The following is a 15406-nucleotide window of genomic DNA, read 5'->3' as shown; positions in this document are numbered from 1 at the left end:
GCGAGCTCGGCACGCCTGTGAGACGGCGGTCGCCGCGCGGGAGAAGGACCGCGAAAGATCGTTAGGGAAAGCTCGCGAGTATACCGAAATGCTGCATCGCCGCAGGCGCCTGCCAAGCACCGCGCTCCTTGCAGACGACTCTGGCGCGCGCCGTGCAGTTAGCCTGCAAGGCCTGCTGCATGGGGCTTTGCGGGAATCGACACCGGCTGAGGTGGGACACTTAATAACCCTTCGTAATAGCGATATTTCAAATCTGCATTGAAATCGTTATCAGGCCTCGTTATCGAGTGTTTTCAGCTTCACCCAGCATGGTTCGACGACATGACGGCGCGCCGCAATGACACCGGTACTGGGCGCGAACGTCGTCGGTGACCGCGCCGTCCACTGTCAGACCGTAATTGATGAAAAGCTCGTCTCCCGGTGCGATCGTGACGAGCGCATGAATGAACACCCGGTCGCCCATTTCGATGGCCTCGCAGTTGGGCGCGCACGCATGGTTCAGAAAACGGGCGCTGTTGCCACCACGGCTGCCGTCGATCACCCGTCCATCGGACAGTCCAAACACGAACGTGTGGCCGGCCTCGACTCGCTGACGGGCGGCGGCGCGCCGCCAGCTGGTTACTTCCCCCTTGTATTCGATGACCCGTTCGCCCGCGGCGATCGGCTGCAGCGCGAACAATCCCATGCCATGCACAGGTGAGCGGCGTGCGCTGATGCGTCGTAATCGCATAGTGTCGGTTCCTTCGCGACCCTCGGTCGTTGCATGTGGTTTATCGGCGATGCGAAGCATATCGCCGCGCTGTCAGACTGGCAACGGTAGGGCGCGGCAAGCCGGCGTCGCGACCGGTTCAGGCAAACAAGCGGCTCGCCGCCGCCGCGCGCTTGCGCAACGCGTTCATGCAAGCGAACAGCGCAACGGCGAACACCATCAGCAGCGTGGCCACGGCAAGGATCGACGGGTCGATCTGGTCACGGATGCCGCTCCACATTTGCCGCGGCACGGTGCGCTGCTCGGGGCCGCCAATGAACAGAATGACGATCACTTCGTCGAACGATGTCGCGAATGCGAACACACTGCCGGTTGCGACGGCGGGCGTGATCAGCGGGAGCGTGACGCGACGAAATGCGACCCACGGCTGCGCGCCCAAACCCGACGCCGCGCGAAGCAGACTTTGATCGAACGACAGCAGGGAAGCCGTCACGGTGATCACCACGAAGGGCGTACCGAGTGCCGCATGCGCAAGCACGACGCCGACATACGAATTCACCAGCCCGAGCGGCGAAAAGACCAGATAAAAACCTGCCGCGACCACCACGATAGGCACGATCATCGGCGACACGATGATGGGCATGATGATCGAGCGGTAAGGAAACTGCGCGCGGCTCAAGCCGAGCGCGGCAAGCGTGCCGAGCACCGTCGCGATCAGCGTCGCGGCCGCGCCGATGCCGATGCTATTCGCAAACGCGCGTTGCCAGTCCGGCGAACTCAGCGCCTGCGCGTACCAGCGCAGCGAGAAGCCCTGCATCGGGTACGAGAAGAACGAGCCGGAATTGAACGACAGCGGCACGATCGCGAGAATCGGCGCGACGAGGAAAAAGAACACGAGTGCGCAATGCACGCGCAATCCCGCATCCGCGATACGTTCCGACAGTAACCGGGTTCGTCCGTCTTTCATCTGAGTCTGCCTGTTGATCAACTACACGAATGAGCGTCAGTGGCGCGGCGCATTAGCCGAAGCGCAGGCGGTCGATACCCACCAGCCGGTTGAAGATGAAATAGAACACCGCTGTGAATACGATCAGATAGCACGACAGTGCACCCGCCAGTCCCCAGTTGAGCTGATCGTTGGTTTGCGACGCGATCAGCTGGCTGATCATCTCGTCACCGGCACCGCCTAGCAGCGCCGGGGTGATGTAATAACCGAGCGCGAGCACGAACACCAGAAAACATCCGGCGCCGACACCCGGCAGCGTCTGCGGAACATACACGCGCACGAAGGCCACAGCCGGATGCGCGCCGAGGGATTTCGCCGCGCGCATATACACCGGCGACACCCCTTTCATCACCGAAAAGATCGCGAGGATCATGTATGGCAGCAGGATATGGGTCATGCCGATCAACACCCCCGTGCGATTGAAAATAAGCGGCAACGGATGATCGATGAGCCTGAAGCGGAGCAACGCACTGTTGATCACGCCACCGGGTTGCAGCAGCACGTACCACGCGGTGGTACGCACCAGCAGCGAGGTCCAGAACGGTACGATCACGAACAGAATCAGCCGGTTGCTCTGGTTCTGCGGCAGTGTCGCGAGCAGATGCGCCACGGGATAGCCCAGCACCAGGCACAGCAGCGTGACCGTCGCACTGATGGTGACGGTGCGTTCGAAGGCCGCGCGGTAGACCGCACTGTCTGCCGCGACCGACGTCACCGAACCATCAGGCGCGACTTGTGCGTCGACGGCGTTCAGCAAATAGTCGGGCGTGGGCGAGATCGACGCGCGCTTGAGCAGACGCCAGGTTTCCGGCGCATTCCAGCGTTCGTCCAGATCGATCAGCGCGGGCTTCCATTGCGCGGGCGTTTGCGAACGCGTGGCGCGCGCCGTCTTGAAGAGCAGGCTGCGGAACTCCGGTTGATAGAAGTTCATGCGTCGCGCGATATTGCCGAGCTGGCCGTATTCGCTGGCCTCCTTCAGGTCCTGCGCGAGGGCGGCAAATGCCGGCTCACCGGGTACGCCCGCGCCGTCCCATCCGGCCAGCGCCGCGCTCAACCGCGGCATGCCGGCATGCACTTCAGGGTTCTGCACGCTGCGCACGAGCAGGCTTGCGATCGGTGCAACGAACGTCACCAGCAGAAAGATGAGCAACGGCAAAGCCAGCAGCAATGCGCGCATGGCAGCCTTGCGGCGCGCGGCGCGGAACGACTCGCGGTTCGCGGCTTGCGGGCCGCGGCCGAAGGGGGCGGTGGATGGCAGCGGCGTGTTCATCGTGCTTGATCTCTCGGGTGACGTTCGTTCGATCTGGCGCTACTGCGTCAGCCAGTTCTGGAACCGCTTGTTGATCGCATCCGCGTTGTCGGCCCAGAATGTCGCGTTGATTTGCAGCGGCCGCTTGAAGTTCTCCGGCGCAGTCGGCAGATCGTTCAGCCGCGCCTTGTCGATCAGCGGGATCGCGTCCTTGCGTGGCGGCGCATACGCGATGTACTTCGACAGGTCCGCATAGGCCTGCGGCGTCGAGGCCGACACAATGAACTTGCGCGCCGCGTCGGCATGCTTCGCGCCATTGACCACGGCCCACCATTCGTAGTCGTACACCTGTGCATCCCAGACGATCTTGAAGGGCTTCTTGTCCTTGTGCACGGCGTCGTCGATGCGGCCGTTGTACGCCTGGGTCATCACGACCGCGCCGTCGGCGAGAAGCTGCGGCGCCTGCGCACCCGCTTCCCACCAGACGATGCTCGACTTGATCGTGTCGAGCTTCTTGAACGCGCGCTCGACGCCGGCAGGCGTGGAGAGTGTTTTGTACACGTCCTTGGGCGCGACGCCATCGGCGATCAACGCCCATTCCATCGCGACCTTCGGCGATTTGCGCATGCCGCGCTTGCCGGGATACTTGTTCAGGTCGAAGAAATCGTTGATGGTGGTCGGCGCGGATTTGAGCTTGCTTGTGTCATACGCATAGACGGTGGACCACACCATCGCCGCGACGGCGCAATCACTGATCGCGCCCGGCAGGAAGTTACTGGTGTTGCCGAGCGTCTTCTTGTCGAACTTCGCGATGAGGCCTTCGTCGCATGCGGTGATCGCATCGTTGGTTTCGAGGTCGATCAGATCCCAGGTGGGGTTCTTCGACTGCTCCATCGCCTGGAGTTTGGCGAGGCCGCCATCGTAGGACTCGGTGGAGAACTGGTCGCCGGTTTTCGCGGTGAACGGTTCGAACCATGCCTTTTTGGCGGCAGCTTCATACGCGCCGCCAAAGGTGACGACGGAAATCGTGTCGGCCGCATGAACCGTGGCCGTCGCAAACACCCCGAGCGCGCACGCCGCGAGGGTGGTCCTGAATGACGAGAGTGTGGTCTTCATTTCTAATTGGCTCCTGCGATAAGTGGCGAGGCGGACGACGGAACGGAAACAGCGGAATAGTCGGCGCCGCCGGATGCGGCGGCGGATTGAGGCGCGGCTGCCTCTGCGGGCAGCACCTTGCAGTCGTCGCGTCGCCAGGTCACGGCGGTCTGATGGCCGAGCGCGGGCAGATCGTGGTGCTGTGTATTCGGTAGCTTGACGACCATGCTTTCGCCATGGACGAGCTTCAGATGCACGCGATGATGATCGCCGCAGTAGACCAGTTCCTCGACCAGCGCATGCACGATGTTCATGTTCTGCCGCGCCGCTTCGCGCACAGCGTCCGGCGTGGCGGCGATGTGCGCGCGCTCGGGACGCAGCGCCAGCATCGCCGTGTCGCCGGACGCGAGTCCGACGCCCGGGCGTCCGCACACCGTGCTGCCGTCGGCGAGCTGCATCGCAGCCCATTCGCCACCGTCGACATTGACTCGGCCGGTCAGTCCATTGTTTTCGCCGACGAAATTGGCAACGAACGCATTCGCCGCGTTTTCGTAGAGTTCGGTTGGTGCAGCGGCCTGCTGGATGCGTCCATCGGAAAAGACCGCGACGCGGTCCGACATCGTCAGCGCTTCGTTCTGGTCGTGGGTCACGTAGACGATCGTCAGCGACAGTTCGCGATGGAGCCTCATGATCTCGTACTGCATGGTTTCACGCAGGCGCTTGTCGAGCGCGCCGAGCGGCTCGTCCATCAGCACCACGCTTGGCTCGAAAACGAGCGCGCGGGCGAGCGCGACGCGCTGCTGCTGTCCACCGGACAGTTGCGACGGACGCCGTGCCGCCAGATGCGATAACTCCACCATGTCGAGCACGCGCATCACGCGCGTTTTCTGTTCGCTTCGGCTGACCTTGCGCACGGACAGCGGAAATGCGACGTTCTCGGCAATCGTCATGTGCGGGAACAGGGCGTAGTTCTGAAACACCATGCCGATATCGCGCCGATGCGGGGGCTTGTCGTCCAGGCGCTTGCCGGCGAGGCGGATTTCGCCGCGCGTCGGCGCTTCGAACCCAGCGAGCATCATCAGTGTCGTGGTCTTGCCGGAACCGGACGGGCCGAGCAGCGAAACGAATTCACCGTGCGCGACGTCGAGATCGAGTCCCTCGACGACGCTATGCACGCCGTCGTACGACTTGCTGACGCCTGCGAACGAGATAAAGGGTTGGCTTGACATGGGTAACTCGGCAGAGTGGTGGCGGTCCACGCGAGGCGGCAACGTCATGTCGCGCCCAGGCGTCCGGCCAGATAGCGGGCGAAGTCGTAATTCGGCCGTTCGAGCGGGCTCAGATGGCCAGGCTTCGCGAGCGGCGCGTGCACGCCGCGAAACACCGCCTCGACGCCGCGCCGGTCCTCCGCGTTCACTTCATCGAGCAGCGTCTTCAGCGTGGCCATGTAACCGGCGGCCTGCGGATCGTCGACGAATTCCGGGGCGAGACCGCCGCCGAAGCGGATATGCACGCGGCCCACGCCCTGCGGCTGCAGGATCAGATACCAGAAGTAGCCAGGCGTCAGCGTGACCAGGTGTGTCGGGTAGATCGCGAGCAGCGCGGTGGTGCGGCGCCAGTGACCTTCCAGACGCGTGTTGGTGGGGTGGGCGTTGCCGATCGGCAGCGATGCTTCCTTGGTGATCCAGTGATAGTTGAACGCAGGCGAACCCGGCGGACATTCCATTTCTTCGAGCCTCGAGTGCGGTCCCACCGTTGCGCGATGCAGCATCGGCAGGTGGTAGCTCTCCATGAAATTTTCCGCGAGGATCTTCCAGTTGGTGTCCCACACGTGTTCTTCGTGGAAGGTCTCGACGTAGTCGCCCATGCCGTACGGCTCGATCAGCTTGCTCAGCTCGGACAAATGCGATTCCACCGCAGGCGCGTGCTCGTTGAGCGTCACGTAGATCCAGCCTTGCCACGTCTCGCAGCGCACGGCGGGCAGCTTGTATTGCTCCTTGCAAAAGCCCGGCTGCCGATCCATCAATGGCGCGGCCGCGAGCGAACCATCGAGCGTGTAGTTCCATGCGTGATAGGGACACACGATCCGGCGCACGTTGCCGCGCCCTTCAAGCAAGACTGACATCCGGTGCAGGCAAACATTCGAGAATGCGCGCAACGCACCGCTCGCATCGCGCAGCACGAACACCGGCTGGTCGTCGATTTGCGCGCTCAGGTAGTCGCCGCAGTTGGCGAGCGCGCTCGCGCGGCCCACGCACAACCACTCGGTGCGAAACACATCGCGTCGTTCGAGCGCGAGAAACGCCTCCGACGTATAGACGGCAGGCGGCATTGCGTGTGCATCCTCGAACGGACGCTCGCAGTTCTCGCGCAGCGCGCGAACGATGTCGAGCTCAGTGTCCGACGACTGAAGAATGGCTTGCATGTGGGCCCCCATCAGTGTGTGCATCCGATCAGCACCAATCTAACAATCCAAATTGCTAGGTAAAATATTGTTTTTGGATGCAATGCATAGCTCCAGCCTATGCGATGGCGCTTTTCGGGCTGTTAACGGAGGTGCAGACGCCGTATGTACGTTTCACAAAATGCCGAGAAGCGTTTGACAACCTCACGCGGCTTGACGGCGCCCGATAACGCAATGCCAAGCGTCGTTGCATTGACGCTTTCCTTGAAACGTTTAATCACGAAGTCTTCGCCGTCTACGGTCCGGGTCGACTTCAGCGGGAAGTTGAGTATGCTGTAACCCAAGCCGTTGGCGACCATGCCACGCACCACTTCAGGCTGTGACGACCGGAAAGCCGCAGTAGGGCGGCTGCCGACCGCGTCGAACAGCGCGGAAAAGTACTCGCGGCTATGCGGAAGGTCCAGCATCACATAAGGCTCGGGCAGCAGATCGGCCAGCGACACCTTGCGTGCCCGTGCAAGCCGGTGTGTCTTAGGCAGGATGACATACGGCGGCAGCGAAAGCAGCGGGGTAAACGCGATTCCATCGGTGATATCGAGGCTGTAGGTCAGTGCGATATCGAGCGAGCCGTCGTGCAGGCCACTTAATAGCGTGTCCTGATGCGCTTCCGTCGTACGAAAGGTGATCGCGGCGTAATCCTGCACGAAGCGGCTAATGATGCCCGGCATCAGCGGCGGGGCGAGGGACACCATGCAACCCAGAGAGATCGAGCCCGACATCCCGCCGTCGATTTCCGTCGCGGTCAGCTGCAATTCTTCGGCGTTCTGAAGCAGATTGCGAGCGTGGCCGAGCAGATCGCGGCCCGGTTGAGTGAGGGACAGGCCGCTGGCGTGATGGCGGATGAACAGCTGGACGCCGAACGATTCCTCCAGATCCGCGAGCGACGTCGAGATGGACGGCTGCGAAATATGCAGCCGCTTTGCCGCGGCGGTGAAGGAAAGCGTCTCGGCCGTGACGACAAAATACCTGAGCTGACGCAACGAGTAGCGTATCGAATTGCCGTCCATCAGTCGCTCCGTGATCGGTCCAATCGATTGTCGCTCGCCAGTTTGCGCTTGCATAGAGAAAAGCAATGCAAAGCATTTTTAAAATATAGTTTTTGTTGTCTGCGACGCGGCGTAGATTCTGTCCGACCGGGAGGGGACGTTCCTGTGACGGCGCATTGCGTCATGGAAGACAGACCTGAATCCAGACCGCTTTTCGGAAGGAGAAGGCCATGGCGGCTGAAATATCGTCGATCGACACACTAGTCATAGGCGCGGGTCAGGCAGGCGTGGCGATAAGTGAACACCTGAGCAATCTCGGCGTGCCGCATCTCGTGCTGGAGCGTGAGCGCATCGCCGAACGCTGGCGTACAGGCCGCTGGGATTCGCTGGTCGCCAATGGTCCCGCCTGGCACGACCGCTTCCCTAATATGGAGTTCGAAGGACTCGATCCTGATGCTTTCGCAGCCAAGGATCAGGTCGCCGATTACTTCGAAGCCTATGCGCGCAGGTTCAATGCGCCGATCCGCACAGGGGTCGAAGTCACGAGCGTCGAGCGTCAGAAGGGACGCGCAGGATTTACGATCGCAACGTCCGATGGCACGATCGAAGCCAGTCGTGTGGTGGTGGCGACCGGCCCGTTCCAGCGTCCCGTCATTCCCCGCATCGCGCCACAGGACGTCGAGCTCACGCAGCTTCATTCGGCCGACTATCGCAACCCGGCGCAATTGCCCGCAGGCGCAGTGCTCGTGGTCGGCGCGGGATCGTCCGGCGTGCAGATCGCGGACGAGCTGCAACGTGCGGGCCGCACGGTTTATCTGTCCGTCGGTGCGCATGACCGTCCGCCTCGCGCCTATCGCGGTCGCGATTTCTGCTGGTGGCTGGGTGTACTCGGCGAATGGGACAAGGAAATTGCCGTTCCGGGACGCGAGCATGTGACCATCGCCGTCAGCGGCGCATACGGCGGCCAAACCATCGATTTTCGCAGGCTCGCGCAGCGGGGCATGACGCTGGTCGGCACGACGAAATCGTTCACGAATGGCGTGGCGACCTTCGAACAGGACCTCGCCGCCAATCTGAAGCGAGGCGACGAAAACCTGATGTCGCTACTGGACGCCGCCGACGACTACATTGAGCGCAACGGCGTCGACTTGCCGGAAGACCCCGGCGCACGCTTGATTCCGCCGGATCCGGCGTGCGTGACGCATCCGCTTGCGGAGCTGGATCTCAAGAAGGCAGATGTGAGCACGATCATCTGGGCCACCGGATACGCCGTCGATTTCAGCTGGCTGCACGTGAACGCGTTCGACGATAACGGCAAACCGCAGCATCAGCGCGGTGTATCGAAGGAGCCTGGCGTGTATTTCCTCGGCTTGCCGTGGCTGTCGCGGCGCGCGTCGTCGTTTATCTGGGGCGTTTGGCACGACGCAAAGCACATCGCCGATCATATCGTCACGCAGCGAAAATACCTCGCGTATCGCGACGCGTCGCAGCGTCAGCAGGACATGCGCGCTACGCACGGCGCGAACCCAACCGATACCGCATGCGACGAATCGCATGCTCCGAAGGCCAAAGAAGTGGGAGTGAACTGATGCCTACGCATACCCGCATCCGCATGTTCAATACGAAGGATACGTACCCGAACCAGTCGCTCGACAACGATCTTTGCCAGGCGGTTCGCGCGGGCAATACGGTCTATGTGCGCGGCCAGGTCGGTACGGATTTCGACGGCAAGCTGATCGGTCTCGGCGATCCCCGCGCGCAGACCGAGCAGGCGATGAAGAACGTCAAGCAACTGCTCGAAGAAGCGGGCAGCGACCTGTCGCATATCGTCAAAACGACGACTTACCTCACCGACCCTCGTTATCGCGAGCCGGTGTATCAGGAGGTCGGCAAGTGGCTCAAGGGCGTGTATCCGATTTCGACTGGGCTGTGCGTCAGCGCGCTCGGCCAGCCGCAATGGCTGATGGAAATCGACGTAATCGCCGTGATTCCAGACGACTGGAAGCCCGGCCAGATGTAAGGAGCTGTCCATGACATTCTCTATCGTCGGACGTTGTGCAAAGACCGGTCAGCTCGGTATCGCGATCAGTTCGTCGAGCATTGCAGTGGGTGCCAGGTGTCCGTGGGCGCGCGCGGGCGTCGGCGCGGTGGCGACCCAGAACGTGACGTTGCCCGCGCTCGGGCCGCAGATTCTCGATCTGCTGGAAAGCGAGCGCGTCGCGGCGGATGTCGCTTTGGGACGAGCGCTAAGCGCGAGCGAATGGAGCGAATACCGGCAGGTGACGGTGGTCGACAGTGAGGGGCGAACCGCGCTGTTCACCGGCAAGGAAGCACTCGGGCTGCACCACGCTGTCGCGGGAAATCAGTGTGTGGCAGCGGGTAATCTGCTCGCCGGCAAGCCGGTGATCGACGCGATGGTGAAAGCGTTCGAGGGCGCACAAGGCGCGCTCGCCGATCGTCTGCTGCACGCGATGCATGCGGCTATCGAAGCCGGCGGGGAAGCCGGGCCCGTGCATTCGGCGGCTCTGAAGATCGTCGATACGCCGATCTGGCCGGTCGTCGATCTGCGTGTCGATTGGGCGGATGACGATCCGATCGGCAAGCTCGACGCACTATGGCAAGCGTATCGGCCGCAGATGCGCGACTACATCGTGCGCGCGTTGAATCCAACCGCGGCGCCGAGCTACGGGGTGCCCGGCGATGAGTGAACGGCGGAGCCGCGCTTGGCGCCGACAGTCCGACAGTCAATCCAGCCTCGAGGAGATCATCGCCAGAAGGAAATCCTGACATTCGAACCGGTCATTCCCGAACCCACAATCCGCCGACACCGATGGAAGCACGCTTTACGGCCGCCTACGATGGTTTCAACGGAGGGGGCGGCGATGGTGGAACAGCAGTCTTTGCGTACGGCCGTTGGGAAATGGCTCGGGCATACTCGCAGAACGGTCAGTGTGCTGACCGTGCATCGCTCGCGCTCGGGACGGATCGTGGGCGTATGCGTGACAGGGCAGGGCCCACGGGGCCGGTGCGAGCTGTTCTTCTTTCACCATAGCGATTGCGGTTGGCAAGTGTTTCCGCCATCGGCGGCTCGTCCATCGATGCGAGCCGAGCGGCTCGCGATCTAATCGATGCGCTTCGCGCCGAATCGTTCAGAAGTGGGCGCCTCGAGGCCCAGCTCGAGCACCGCGACCTCGCGCGCCGCCTTGAGTGACTGACAGAGATCAGCACGCTTCCTGTTGTCGTGAGCGCAGGTCGATACGTCGTTCGATCCGGCCTAGCCGGACCACCGTGACGCCGGCGCGCAACTGGCGCAGCGAGGGCATCACCAGCATGCAGTCGTCGTACGGAGTCGAGACGGGCTGGCCATCGGACCATGCGATCACGGTGCCGGCTTTGTCGAACGTTTCGAGCCCGGTGTAGGGGCCCGCGAAGCGGAAATCCATGCTCTTTGCGACGACGGCTTCGGTCACGCGCACGATCAGCATTTCCTCGGGCAGCGGCGCGATCCATCCGGCCGGCAGGTCGGCTGCGTCGACGACGCCCGACAGCAACAGAAAACGTGCGGTGCAGTCGCGCGCGACCGACACCGCGCTGGCTTCCCAGTGCTGGCCGCATTCGATCAACAGCGCATTCTTCGGACTCGCATCGTCGCCGAAGCCCTCGTAGTCGCGCATCCGGCGGCCTTCAGGATGGCCTTCGTCCTGGATCACGGTGGCGGGCGCGCCGAGCCGCTCGGCCAGTTCGGCGCCTTTGCGCAGCGGGCCCGCAACGATCAGCGGCGCGCTTTTTTCATGCATGGAATGCAGGTCGAGCAGCAGGTCCACCGTGTCGATCACCGGTCGCATCGCGCGCGCACGATCGAGCTCGGACGAGCGCACTGTCACGTCGTCGAGCTTCGCGGCGGTCCATACGCGGTTGAAGTCCTGGTCGACGAAACGCGCCTTGTCGGGTGTCGCCGGGTCGAACCGTGCGTAGGCAGCGACGTTCGCGAACGACAGCGTGAGCTTGCCGCGGCGCGGCCGCAGGCCGCTGCGCAACAATGCATCGACGGTGATCGCGCCGCACACTTCGTTGCCGTGCGTCAGCGCATTGATCATCACGTGCGGTCCGGGTTGGCCGGAGTCGAACGTGTGCACGTAAGCAATGCCGGTATTGCCGTCGGCGTGCGCCGAGAGGTCCGGAAATTCGACTTCGATCGGATAGGCTTGCATGTTCATTCCAGTCCTCCCTGGCACAGATACTTGATCGACAGATAGTCATCCAGTCCGTACTTCGATCCTTCGCGACCGTAGCCGGATTCTTTCACGCCGCCGAACGGCGCCGCCTCGGAAGCGAGCGCGCCCTCGTTGATGCCGACGATGCCCGCTTCCAGCGCGCGCGATACGCGCTCGATACGGCGCATGTTCTCACTATAGAAATACGACGCCAACCCGAACGGCGTGTCGTTCGCGGCCTGTATCGCTTCCTGCTCGTCGTCGAACGGGAACAGCGGCACGACCGGGCCGAAGGTTTCCTCGCCGCACAATGCCATCGACGCCGTCGCGTTGCCTAGCACCGTGGGCGCGTAGTAGCGCGGCCCCAGCTCGGTGAGCCGACGTCCGCCGGTCAGCGCGACCGCGCCGTTCTGCAGCGCGTCGTCGACATGACGCGCGATCTTTTCCACCGCCCGTTCGTTGATCATCGGCCCGATCTGCGAAGCCGGATCGCTCGCGGGCCCGACTCGCAGCTCGGCCACTTTCGCGCACAGCAGCGCGGAGAATGGCTCGTAGACGCCGCGCTGCACGTAGACGCGGTTCGGACACACGCAGGTCTGCCCGCCATTGCGGAATTTCGCGGCGAGCAGGCCATTCACTGCGGCATCGAGGTCGGCGTCGTCGAACACGATGAAAGGCGCGTTGCCGCCGAGTTCCAGCGAGAGCTTCTTCAGCGTGCTTGCCGATTCGCGCGCGAGGTGCTTGCCGATGGGCGTCGAGCCGGTGAACGTGATCTTGCGCACGCGGCTGTCGGCGAGCCAGTCGCCGACCGTCTCCGCTGCCGCGGCGCGCGAGGCGGAGATCAGGTTCAGCACGCCGTGCGGCACGCCCGCCTCGTGCGCCAGCATCGCGAGCGCGATTGCGGTGAGCGGCGTATCTTCCGCGGGCTTCGCGACTACCGTGCAGCCTGCCGCGAGCGCCGGCGCGATCTTGCGCGCGATCATCGCGAGCGGAAAATTCCACGGTGTGATCGCGGCGACGACACCGATCGGTTCCTTGATCGCGCTCATCCGTTTGCCGCGCTGTTGCTGCGGAATCAGATCGCCGTAGATGCGGATGGCTTCGTCGGCGAACCACGCGACGTACGACGCGCCATAGCTCACCTCGGCGCGCCCTTCGGCGAGCGGCTTGCCTTGTTCGAGCGAAATCAACGCGCCGAGCGCATCGCGATTTTCGACGATCAGCGCGTGCCAGCGGTGCAGCACGGCCGCGCGTTCGCTCGCGAGGCTCACACGCCATGCGGGCAGCGCTTGGGCGGCGGCGTCGGTGGCGGCGCGCGCGTCGCTGGGGCCGCTGTCGGCCACCTCCGCGATCAGCTTGCCGGTAGCCGGATCAGTGACCGCGAACCGGCGGCCGCTCGCGGCGGGGATCCATTTGCCGTCGATGAAGTTGTCCGTGCGGATCAGCGCGCGGGCCTGTTGTTCGAGGTTCGTGCTCATGTGACGTCTCCCATGCGGTTGGCGTGCGATCGCGGAGCGCCCGACACGCACCGGGCAATCACGCGATCGACGCGGCGAGTGATCGGGCTATTGACGACCCGCGCTGGCGACCTGCGCCGCGATCGCCGCGCCGACTTCCGCGGTCGACGCGCTGCCGCCCAGGTCGCCCGTGCGCGGGCCGTCCTTCAGGACCTGCGTGATCGCGGCGACGATCGTGTCATGCGCGTCGCGCTCGACGCCCGTGCCGTTGCCGAGGAAATCGAGCATCATCGCGGCCGACCAGATCATCGCGACCGGATTGGCGATGCCCTTGCCGGCGATGTCGGGCGCCGAGCCGTGGACCGGTTCGAACAGCGACGGAAAGCGCCGGTCCGGGTTCAGGTTGCCTGACGGCGCGATGCCGATCGTCCCCGTGCACGCCGGACCCAGGTCGGAGAGGATGTCGCCGAACAGGTTCGACGCGACCACCACGTCGAAGCGATCGGGGTTCAGCACGAAGCGCGCGCACAGAATGTCGATGTGCTGACGGTCCATCTTCACGTCCGGGTAGCGCGCGGCCATTTCATCCGCGCGCGCATCCCACCACGGCATGCTGATCGCGATACCGTTGCTCTTTGTCGCCACCGTGATCTTCTTCGCGCGGCGCTGCGCGAGGTCGAACGCGAACTTCATCACGCGCTCGGTGCCGTGGCGGGTGAAGATCGACTGCTGCATCACGACTTCGCGGTCGGTACCCTCGAACATCGTGCCGCCCACCGACGAATACTCGCCTTCGGTGTTTTCGCGCACGATCATGAAGTCGATATCGCCCGGTTTGCGGTTCGCGAGCGGGCAGGGCACGCCTTCGAACAGGCGCGCGGGGCGCAGGTTCACGTACTGGTCGAATTCGCGGCGGAACTTGAGCAGCGACCCCCATAGCGAAATATGGTCGGGCACCTTGTCGGGCCAGCCGACCGCGCCGAACAGGATCGCATCGCAGTCCTGCAGCTGCTCCTTCCAGTTCTCGGGCATCATCCGACCGTGTTGCGCATAGTAGCCGCACGACGCCCATTCGATAGGGCGATAGTCGATGCCGATGTCGAAGCGCTTGCAGACGGCATCCAGCACGCGCAGGCCTTCGGGCATCACTTCGGTGCCGATGCCGTCGCCCGGGATGACGGCAATGCTGTATTTGCGGGTCATGCGTCTCTCTCCTTCCGATGATTGCGCGCTGTCCGCCGGCACCGCGGCGATCGCCAATTGCGGTTGTGTGCCGGTGCCGGGCCGCGCATGGGTATCAGTAGCCGCGGGTTCGGTCGATCAGGCCGTTCATGCGCTCGCCGGCGCGATGAAGACGCAGGTTTTCCAGCACCGCATCGACAGCCGATTCGGGCCGCGTCGCGCTCGCGATATGTGGCGTGATACGCACGCGGGGTTGCGCCCACAGCGGATGGTCCGCGGGTAGCGGCTCGGGGTCGCTGACGTCGAGCACCGCGCTATGCAGCTGCCCGCTGCGCAGCGCGTCGAGCAGATCGCTGCTGACGAGTTGCGCGCCGCGCCCGACCTGCACCAGCGACGCGCCCCGGGGCAGCGTGTCGAATAGCCGGCGGCACAGCAGCCCACGCGTCGCGTCCGTCAGCGGCAGCAGGCAGATCAGCACGTCGGTGCGGGCCAGCAACGCAGCGAGCCCGGTGTCGCCCGCATAGCAGGCGATACCTTCGATCTCGCGCTGCGAGCGGCTCCAGCCCGCGCATGCAAAGCCGAACAGCCGCAAACGCTCCAATACCGCCGTGCCGAGCATGCCGAGCCCAAGCACACCGATCCGACGCGACGCGGCAGCGCGTAGCGGCAGCGGCCGCCATGCGCGCGCCTGCTGTTGCAACGCGTAATCGAACAGGTCGCGGTGAATCGCCAGCACCGCCTCGGTGACGTACTCGACCATGCCCTCGACGATTCCCGGTTCGAGCATGCGCACCACCGGCAGATGCGCCGGAATCTGCGACAGGTCCAGCTGATCGACGCCTGCGCCGACCGAAAACACGACTTCGAGATTCGGCAGCGCGACCGCGAGCTCGCCCGGTTGCCACGCGACCAGATAGCGCACGGCCGCGGTGTCGCCGATGTCCGGCCACACCCGGAATGGAATGTCGGGTGCAAGCTGGGCGAACCGCTCGGCCCATCGCACGCCACGCACCGGATCTGCTTTGTAGAGGACGGCCATCGCCG

Annotated in this window: 14 protein-coding genes; 3 read left to right on the top strand and 11 right to left on the bottom strand. The window is 63.8% G+C overall.

Translation table 11 applies throughout. The features are described 5' to 3' along the window. Positions 1-280: 280 nt before the first annotated feature. The 7 genes from BJG93_RS31725 to BJG93_RS31695 form a co-directional block, all read right to left on the bottom strand. The gene (locus BJG93_RS31725) at positions 281-730 is read right to left on the bottom strand and encodes an SET domain-containing protein (protein WP_027194426.1); all 450 of its coding nucleotides are present in this window, start codon (positions 728-730) and stop codon (positions 281-283) included. 118 nt (positions 731-848) lie between these two features. Beyond that, positions 849-1676: an ABC transporter permease gene (locus BJG93_RS31720; protein ID WP_027194425.1), complete on the bottom strand. Its 828-nt coding sequence runs from the start codon at positions 1674-1676 to the stop codon at positions 849-851. Between the two features lie 52 nt (positions 1677-1728). After that, positions 1729-2985, bottom strand: a complete 1257-nt coding sequence (locus BJG93_RS31715) for an ABC transporter permease (protein WP_027194424.1) — start codon at positions 2983-2985, stop codon at positions 1729-1731. A 39-nt stretch (positions 2986-3024) separates the two neighbouring features. Then, on the bottom strand, positions 3025-4080 hold the full coding sequence (locus tag BJG93_RS31710) for an ABC transporter substrate-binding protein (protein ID WP_027194423.1): 1056 nt from the start codon (positions 4078-4080) through the stop codon (positions 3025-3027). 2 nt (positions 4081-4082) lie between these two features. Next, a complete protein-coding gene (locus BJG93_RS31705; protein ID WP_027194422.1) occupies positions 4083-5288 on the bottom strand; it encodes an ABC transporter ATP-binding protein in 1206 nt (401 codons plus the stop codon). Between the two features lie 44 nt (positions 5289-5332). Then, on the bottom strand, positions 5333-6484 hold the full coding sequence (locus BJG93_RS31700; protein ID WP_027194421.1) for an SRPBCC family protein: 1152 nt from the start codon (positions 6482-6484) through the stop codon (positions 5333-5335). A 122-nt stretch (positions 6485-6606) separates the two neighbouring features. Then, positions 6607-7530 (bottom strand): LysR family transcriptional regulator, encoded by a 924-nt coding sequence (locus BJG93_RS31695; RefSeq protein WP_027194420.1) that lies wholly within the window; start codon positions 7528-7530, stop codon positions 6607-6609. A 209-nt stretch (positions 7531-7739) separates the two neighbouring features. Between BJG93_RS31695 and BJG93_RS31690 the strand changes: the two genes are divergently transcribed. From BJG93_RS31690 to BJG93_RS31680, 3 genes are read left to right on the top strand one after another with little or no spacing between them, the layout of a single operon-like run. Then, positions 7740-9098 carry a flavin-containing monooxygenase gene (locus tag BJG93_RS31690; RefSeq protein ID WP_027194419.1) on the top strand — a complete coding sequence of 453 codons (1359 nt, stop codon included), beginning with the start codon at positions 7740-7742 and terminating at the stop codon, positions 9096-9098. Beyond that, positions 9098-9529 (top strand): RidA family protein, encoded by a 432-nt coding sequence (locus tag BJG93_RS31685; RefSeq protein ID WP_027194418.1) that lies wholly within the window; start codon positions 9098-9100, stop codon positions 9527-9529. Before BJG93_RS31690 ends, BJG93_RS31685 begins: the two co-directional genes overlap by 1 nt. A 10-nt stretch (positions 9530-9539) precedes the next feature. Then, on the top strand, positions 9540-10217 hold the full coding sequence (locus BJG93_RS31680; protein ID WP_027194417.1) for a DUF1028 domain-containing protein: 678 nt from the start codon (positions 9540-9542) through the stop codon (positions 10215-10217). 513 nt (positions 10218-10730) lie between these two features. Here BJG93_RS31680 and BJG93_RS31675 read toward each other — a convergent pair. The 4 genes from BJG93_RS31675 to BJG93_RS31660 form a co-directional block, all read right to left on the bottom strand. Beyond that, complete coding sequence (locus BJG93_RS31675) at positions 10731-11726, bottom strand: M14 family metallopeptidase (RefSeq protein WP_027194416.1); 996 nt, start codon at positions 11724-11726, stop codon at positions 10731-10733. After that, positions 11723-13201 carry an NAD-dependent succinate-semialdehyde dehydrogenase gene (locus tag BJG93_RS31670; RefSeq protein WP_027194415.1) on the bottom strand — a complete coding sequence of 493 codons (1479 nt, stop codon included), beginning with the start codon at positions 13199-13201 and terminating at the stop codon, positions 11723-11725. Before BJG93_RS31670 ends, BJG93_RS31675 begins: the two co-directional genes overlap by 4 nt. A gap of 87 nt (positions 13202-13288) precedes the next feature. Next, positions 13289-14383 (bottom strand): tartrate dehydrogenase, encoded by a 1095-nt coding sequence (locus BJG93_RS31665; protein ID WP_027194414.1) that lies wholly within the window; start codon positions 14381-14383, stop codon positions 13289-13291. A gap of 94 nt (positions 14384-14477) precedes the next feature. Continuing rightward, positions 14478-15401, bottom strand: coding sequence for a 2-hydroxyacid dehydrogenase (locus BJG93_RS31660; protein ID WP_027194413.1), 924 nt, complete (start codon positions 15399-15401; stop codon positions 14478-14480). Between the last annotated feature and the right edge of the window lie 5 nt (positions 15402-15406).

This window comes from Paraburkholderia sprentiae WSM5005 (genome assembly GCF_001865575.2).
Taxonomy (GTDB): domain Bacteria; phylum Pseudomonadota; class Gammaproteobacteria; order Burkholderiales; family Burkholderiaceae; genus Paraburkholderia; species Paraburkholderia sprentiae.
Note: the sequence above shows the minus strand (reverse complement) of the source record. Positions and strands in the feature narration are given on the sequence as shown.

What these genes read in the sequence shown, in the direction of transcription:
- BJG93_RS31680 (WP_027194417.1), top strand. Translation starts at nt 9,540, where the DNA reads ATGACATTCTCTATCGTCGGACGTTGTGCAAAGACCGGTCAGCTCGGT.
- BJG93_RS31665 (WP_027194414.1), bottom strand. Translation starts at nt 14,383, where the DNA reads ATGACCCGCAAATACAGCATTGCCGTCATCCCGGGCGACGGCATCGGC.
- BJG93_RS31660 (WP_027194413.1), bottom strand. Translation starts at nt 15,401, where the DNA reads ATGGCCGTCCTCTACAAAGCAGATCCGGTGCGTGGCGTGCGATGGGCC.
- BJG93_RS31700 (WP_027194421.1), bottom strand. Translation starts at nt 6,484, where the DNA reads ATGCAAGCCATTCTTCAGTCGTCGGACACTGAGCTCGACATCGTTCGC.
- BJG93_RS31695 (WP_027194420.1), bottom strand. Translation starts at nt 7,530, where the DNA reads ATGGACGGCAATTCGATACGCTACTCGTTGCGTCAGCTCAGGTATTTT.
- BJG93_RS31715 (WP_027194424.1), bottom strand. Translation starts at nt 2,985, where the DNA reads ATGAACACGCCGCTGCCATCCACCGCCCCCTTCGGCCGCGGCCCGCAA.
- BJG93_RS31670 (WP_027194415.1), bottom strand. Translation starts at nt 13,201, where the DNA reads ATGAGCACGAACCTCGAACAACAGGCCCGCGCGCTGATCCGCACGGAC.
- BJG93_RS31690 (WP_027194419.1), top strand. Translation starts at nt 7,740, where the DNA reads ATGGCGGCTGAAATATCGTCGATCGACACACTAGTCATAGGCGCGGGT.
- BJG93_RS31705 (WP_027194422.1), bottom strand. Translation starts at nt 5,288, where the DNA reads ATGTCAAGCCAACCCTTTATCTCGTTCGCAGGCGTCAGCAAGTCGTAC.
- BJG93_RS31675 (WP_027194416.1), bottom strand. Translation starts at nt 11,726, where the DNA reads ATGAACATGCAAGCCTATCCGATCGAAGTCGAATTTCCGGACCTCTCG.
- BJG93_RS31710 (WP_027194423.1), bottom strand. Translation starts at nt 4,080, where the DNA reads ATGAAGACCACACTCTCGTCATTCAGGACCACCCTCGCGGCGTGCGCG.
- BJG93_RS31725 (WP_027194426.1), bottom strand. Translation starts at nt 730, where the DNA reads ATGCGATTACGACGCATCAGCGCACGCCGCTCACCTGTGCATGGCATG.
- BJG93_RS31720 (WP_027194425.1), bottom strand. Translation starts at nt 1,676, where the DNA reads ATGAAAGACGGACGAACCCGGTTACTGTCGGAACGTATCGCGGATGCG.
- BJG93_RS31685 (WP_027194418.1), top strand. Translation starts at nt 9,098, where the DNA reads ATGCCTACGCATACCCGCATCCGCATGTTCAATACGAAGGATACGTAC.